Source organism: Pseudomonas sp. HMWF006 (genome assembly GCF_003061205.1).
GTDB classification, from domain to species: domain Bacteria; phylum Pseudomonadota; class Gammaproteobacteria; order Pseudomonadales; family Pseudomonadaceae; genus Aquipseudomonas; species Aquipseudomonas monsensis.
On record NZ_QAIU01000371.1, the window covers coordinates 3,801 to 7,617 of the forward strand.

The window sequence follows — 3,817 nt, forward strand, 5'->3', positions numbered from 1 at the left end:
GGCGGCGCGCAGGGCGTGGACTTCGGCATGGGGTTCGCCGGCGCGCTCGTGGAAGCCTTCGCCGACAATCTGCCCGTCACGCACGATCACGCAGCCAACCCGTGGATTGGGATGGGTGGTGTAGTGACCCTTGCGCGCCAGTTCCAGCGCGCGAGCCATGAAGTGCGCGTCGAGGATGGCCTGCTCGGCGGCGCGGGTCATTCTTTCACCGGTTCGCGGGCGAGGCGGTCGATTTCTTCGCGGAACTCGTTGAGGTCCTGGAAGCGCCGGTACACCGAAGCGAAACGGATGTAGGCGACTTCATCAAGCTTTTGCAGTTCGGCCATCACCAGTTCGCCGACCACGAGGGATTTGACCTCGCGCTCACCGGTGGCGCGCAGCTTGTGCTTGATGTGGACCAGAGAAGATTCGAGGCGCTCGACGCTCACCGGACGTTTCTCCAGGGCGCGTTGCATGCCGGCGCGCAGCTTTTCTTCGTCGAACGGTTGGCGGCTGCCGTCGGTTTTGATCAGGCGCGGCAACACCAGCTCGGCCGTCTCGAACGTTGTGAAACGTTCGCCGCAGGCCAGGCATTCACGCCGGCGGCGCACCTGTTCGCCCTCGGCGACCAGACGGGAGTCGATGACCTTGGTGTCGTTGGCACCGCAGAAGGGACAGTGCATGGTGGCTGGCAACAAAAAAAGGGAGGGCCATGGTAGCGCATCCCGGTGGCAAGACAAGCCATAGGCTTTGCGGTATACAGAACGGCATGATCGTTTGATCCATGGATTTCATTTTGCTGGAGCATCCAATGCCGTTACGTCCGCTCGTTTTGCTCAGTCTTTTCAGCCTGCTGGTGGCCTGTGGCAGCGATGCACCCAAGCCTCAGCCGCCAACGCCCGGCCCGGCGCCGCAGCAAGCGCAGAAAAAAGCCAAAGAGGCTGCCGAACTTGGCCCGCTGCCGGCCTATCAACGGGAACTGAGCGGCACCCTTCAGGGTGTTCCGGCCGGTGCCGAAGTCGAGCTGGCGCTGCTGGTGATCGATGCAAAGGATCGCCCGCAACAACTGCTCGCCAGTTCCAGCCTGATCGGCAACAACCAGATCCTGCCGTTCCGCCTGCGCTTCAACCCGGACGCCTTCCCCGCCGGTGCGCGGGTTGAACTGCGTGGCCGCGCCAGCCAGTCCGGCCAGTTGATTTTGCATCTGCCGTCGCAAACCATCACCCAGCCGACTTCCCAGGCGCTGGGCCAACTGCAATTTGTCAAAGCACCATGAATGCACCGTTTGACCTGCAACAGGCGTTAGGTGGGTTGCTCGGCGACGCCAGACTCAAGGTCTGCGCATTGCCGGGCACCGATTTGCAGTTGTGGCTGATCGACGGCGACAACATGGATCGCGAATTCAGTCAGGAAGAAATCCAGCGAATTCTGCACGAGCCACCCTATTGGGGTTTCTGCTGGGCCAGCGGTCTGGCAGTGGCGCGTTATCTGGCGAAGTTTCCACAGTGGGTGCGCGGCAAGCGCGTGCTGGATTTCGGCGCCGGTTCAGGGATTGCCGGGATTGCGGCGGTCAAGGCCGGTGCGCTGGAAGTGGTGGCCTGCGATCTCGATCCGCTGGCGATCTCCGCGTGCCGGGCGAATGCCGCGCTGAATAATGTCGAGATGAGCTATTCGACAGATTTCTTTGCCGAGACCGATCGGTTTGATCTGATTCTGGTGGCGGACGTGTTGTACGACCGGGCGAATCTGCCGCTGCTCGATGCGTTTTTAAGTCGTGGTCGGGAAGCGTTGGTGGCGGATTCGCGGGTTCGGGATTTTCGGCATCCGTTGTATGAGCGGATTGAAATGCTAGAGGCAATGACGTTGCCGGACCTGGCGGAGCCGGAAGAATTCAGACATGTCAGCCTCTACCATGCGCGACGTTAGCTAAAAGCTTCGCGAGCAGGCTCGCTCCCACAGCTCATAAATCCCCTGCTCGCGAAAGCGTCCTGTCAGGCAACACACCTCTCAAAGGCTGACCGCTTCCGGCCACACCCCGCCAAGCCGTATAGTTGCCCCATTCACGTTTTTACGAGATCCCCCATGAGTCAGCAAACGCCGTACATCTTCGACGCCATGACTGCCGATTTCGACCAGTCGGTGATCGAAGCTTCCTTCAATAAACCGGTGCTGGTGGATTTCTGGGCCGAGTGGTGTGCGCCGTGCAAGGCATTGATGCCGATGCTGCAAGGCATCGCCGAGAGCTATCAGGGCGAACTGCTGCTGGCCAAGGTCAACTGCGACATCGAACAGGACATCGTTGCCCGTTTCGGTATTCGCAGCCTGCCGACCGTGGTGCTGTTCAAGGACGGTCAACCGGTGGACGGTTTTGCCGGCGCGCAGCCGGAATCCGCCGTGCGCGCCCTGCTCGAACCGCACGTGCAGATGCCGCCGCCGGCCGCCGCCGATCCGTTCGAACAGGCTCAGGCGTTGTTCGATGACGGGCGTTATGCCGATGCCGAAGCGGCGCTGGTGGTCCTGCTCACTGAAGACAACACTAACGCCAAGGCGCTGATTCTCTACGCGCGCTGCCTGACCGAACGCGGCGAGCTGGACGAAGCGCAAACCGTGCTCGACGCCGTCAAGAGTGACGAGCACAAGGCGGCGCTGGCCGGGGCCAAGGCGCAGATCAAGTTTCTTGGGCTGGCTCGCGATCTACCGGACGCTGCCGACCTCAAGGCGCGCCTGGCACAGAACCCGCAAGACGACGAAGCGGTGTATCAACTGGCGATCCAGCAACTGGCGCGCCAGCAATATGAGGCAGCGCTGGAGGCCTTGCTGAAGTTGTTTATCCGCAACCGCAGCTATGGCGAAGGTTTGCCGCACAAGACGTTGCTGCAGGTGTTCGAGTTGCTGGGCAACGATCACCCGCTGGTGACTGCGTATCGTCGCAAGGTGTTTGCGGCGCTTTATTGAGATCAAAAGACCGCAGCCTGCGACAGCTCCTGCATGGGATTGGCATTCACCCTGCAGGAGCTGCCACAGGCTGAGATCCTTTGCGGTCTACTCTATCCAGCTGTAGAGCGGCGTATCCCCGCCACTGACCACTTTCACCTGCGAACTATGGCGCAGGCGCACCAGCAAGCGCTTGCCCGCCGCTGCGCTACCGGTCAGCCCCTCCAGTTGATCAAGCAAATCCGGACCGCTGAGTTGCCCGGCCTTGCGCAACAAATCTTTCGCCACCTGCCACAGCGCCTCGTCCTGGTTCAGCGGTTTCGCTGCTGGCGCTGCCGCCATTTCCGGCTGAGTCGGCGCCGGCACATTCAGGGCTGAACCGAGCCGCGCCCAATCGCTGTCATCCAGTTCCACCGTCAAGTCCACCGGCACCTCGCCGACGGTTCCGCGTATCCGCATCATTGAGTTCGCTCCCGCACATTTCTGAGCTGCATGCTCCCACGGGACTTGTGCAACGCCAAGCGCACGGGCAAACTCTGCGGACTTTCGTTATAAGATTACATAACAAACTCTTCACTTTACTTCCTGGAGACCGCCATGCGTCGTCTGCTGCTCGCTTTGCCGTTTGCCCTGTTGCCGCTGGCCATCGCCCACGCGGCTGATGAGCATGACCACGATCATGAACACGGCAGCCTCGGTGCGCATGAACATGGCGTCGGCCGTCTGAATGCCGCACTCGACGGCCAGACTCTGGAGCTGGAACTGGAAAGCCCGGCGATGAATCTGGTCGGTTTCGAACACGCCGCCACCAGCGACGCCGACAAGGCCAAAGTCGCTGCCGCTCGCACGAAACTGGAAAACCCGCTGGCTCTGTTCAACCTGCCCGCCGCTGCCGGTTGCAAAG

The 3,817-nt window shown here is 61.4% G+C and carries 6 protein-coding genes and 1 pseudogene; 4 read left to right on the plus strand and 3 right to left on the minus strand.

All coding sequences use genetic code 11. The features are described from left to right. Positions 1–201 (minus strand): annotated as a pseudogene (locus DBR24_RS32255) (riboflavin biosynthesis protein RibD); the annotation flags it as partial. Beyond that, positions 198–662 (minus strand): transcriptional regulator NrdR, encoded by a 465-nt coding sequence (nrdR, locus tag DBR24_RS15165; RefSeq protein ID WP_003228656.1) that lies wholly within the window; start codon positions 660–662, stop codon positions 198–200. The gene nrdR and the pseudogene DBR24_RS32255, both read right to left, overlap by 4 nt. Before the next feature lie 128 nt (positions 663–790). Here nrdR and DBR24_RS15170 point away from each other — a divergent pair, with 128 nt between their 5' ends. From DBR24_RS15170 to trxA, 3 genes are all read left to right on the plus strand, one after another. Then, positions 791–1,255, plus strand: a complete 465-nt coding sequence (locus DBR24_RS15170; RefSeq protein WP_123464143.1) for a YbaY family lipoprotein — start codon at positions 791–793, stop codon at positions 1,253–1,255. After that, the gene (locus DBR24_RS15175) at positions 1,252–1,905 is read left to right on the plus strand and encodes a methyltransferase (protein ID WP_128615165.1); all 654 of its coding nucleotides are present in this window, start codon (positions 1,252–1,254) and stop codon (positions 1,903–1,905) included. Before DBR24_RS15170 ends, DBR24_RS15175 begins: the two co-directional genes overlap by 4 nt. A gap of 156 nt (positions 1,906–2,061) precedes the next feature. Next, a complete protein-coding gene (gene trxA / locus DBR24_RS15180; RefSeq protein ID WP_128615166.1) occupies positions 2,062–2,934 on the plus strand; it encodes a thioredoxin in 873 nt (290 codons plus the stop codon). A gap of 87 nt (positions 2,935–3,021) precedes the next feature. Here trxA and DBR24_RS15185 read toward each other — a convergent pair whose 3' ends face one another. Beyond that, complete coding sequence (locus DBR24_RS15185) at positions 3,022–3,375, minus strand: hypothetical protein (RefSeq protein WP_128615167.1); 354 nt, start codon at positions 3,373–3,375, stop codon at positions 3,022–3,024. 135 nt (positions 3,376–3,510) lie between these two features. Here DBR24_RS15185 and DBR24_RS15190 point away from each other — a divergent pair. After that, positions 3,511–3,817: DUF2796 domain-containing protein (locus DBR24_RS15190; RefSeq protein ID WP_128615168.1), on the plus strand; the 307-nt coding region annotated here is incomplete at its 3' end.